Origin of the sequence: Acinetobacter puyangensis (genome assembly GCF_900096995.1) — a bacterium.
In the GTDB taxonomy this organism is placed as follows: Bacteria; Pseudomonadota; Gammaproteobacteria; order Pseudomonadales; family Moraxellaceae; genus Acinetobacter; species Acinetobacter puyangensis.
Genome location: NZ_OANT01000028.1, coordinates 1,774 through 3,214, shown reverse-complemented (window position 1 = coordinate 3,214; position 1,441 = coordinate 1,774). Strand labels below are relative to the sequence as shown.

The 1,441-nt window shown below is 42.2% G+C and carries 2 protein-coding genes; both read right to left on the bottom strand.

Annotation, left to right across the window (positions count from 1 at the left end; all coding sequences use genetic code 11):
- A partial coding sequence (locus tag CRO21_RS17355) for an Ohr family peroxiredoxin (RefSeq protein WP_097080550.1) occupies nt 1–330 on the bottom strand: 330 nt, incomplete at its 3' end.
- 27 nt (nt 331–357) lie between these two features.
- A partial coding sequence (locus CRO21_RS17350; protein WP_097080551.1) for an aldehyde dehydrogenase family protein occupies nt 358–1,441 on the bottom strand: 1,084 nt, incomplete at its 5' end.

Below are 1,441 nucleotides of genomic sequence, written 5' to 3'. Positions count from 1 at the left end.
AACTAATTTTTCCGCATTTTCCTGAGAAAGGCCGGTAATTTCGACAAATAAATCCACGTCCAGCGTATAACCACCACTTGGCAGCATACCGATACCGACTTCTACAGAAGTTTTACTGGTTTCAAATGCTAATTTAAGTTGTTTCGCAACAACGGGGAGCGCATTGTCAAAACATGCTGCATAGCCCAAAGCAAAAAGCTGTTCGGGATTGGTCCCAACTTTATCAGTACCGGGTATGGCGAGATCAAAGCCTAGGCTACCATCGTCCAGTTGGGTATGACCTGAACGGCCGCCAGTTGCTGTTGCACGTGTTTTATAAAAAATTTTCATGTTGGTTTTCCTTGATCGTGGATAGGATTAATTAAATATGTCTTGAAGCGCAGTAAATTTTTGCTGGTAGGGCGCTCGTAGTCTTAAGTTTGACTCGCCCGATTCGCTTTGAATCACAACGGCTTTAGCATGGCTAAAACGACGAAAGCCGTGAATGCCATGATATGCACCAATACCAGAAGCACCTACACCACCAAATGGCAAATTTTCCACTAAAACATGCGTCATCACGTCATTGACAACCAATGCTCCAGATGTCGTTTGTGTCGCAAAGTGCTGTTGTGCCAATTTATCCTGTCCAAAATAATAGGCTGCTAGTGGACGAGGATGAGCGTTGATATAGTTAATCGCTTCTTCCATTGAGGTATAGGTTTTGATGGGTAGTAGCGGCCCAAAAATTTCTTCCTGCATAACCAGCATATCATCATGAACATCTAGTATTAACGTTGGCGCAATTTTTCGACTTGCAGTATCGGCAATGGTTTCATCAGTATTTAAGGTGATGATGGTTGCACCTTTGGATTTGGCATCTTCAATGAGTTTTAATAAACGCTGAAAATGACGTTCACTGATAATTGAGGTATAGTCATCATTGTCAAAGTAAGTTGGAAAAATGCTTTGCGTGAAAATTTTTGCATGTTCAATAAAATCGGCTTGTTGCTGTTTTGGCAATAATACATAATCTGGCGAGATACAGATTTGTCCGGCATTAAAGGTTTTGATGGTCAGAATCCGTTCAATGGCGGTATTCAAATCAAAATCCTCATGAATAACCACGGGTGATTTTCCACCTAATTCAAGCGTTACCGGTACAAGGTTTTCCGCAGCTGCACGCATTACCGAACGTCCGACATTGGTGCTACCAGTAAAAATTAAATGATCAAATGGCAATGCACTAAATGCAGCCCCGACTTCGGCATCACCGGTAATGACGTGTAATTCAGTTTCATCAAAATATTGTGGGACCAGTTGCGCCAATAACGCACTGGTTTTAGGCGTAAGTTCAGAGGGTTTAAGCAAGGCACGATTACCTGCGGCAAAAACACCTGCCAAAGGGCTAAATGCAAGATTTAATGGGAAATTCCATGGACTAATAATACCGACTACACCT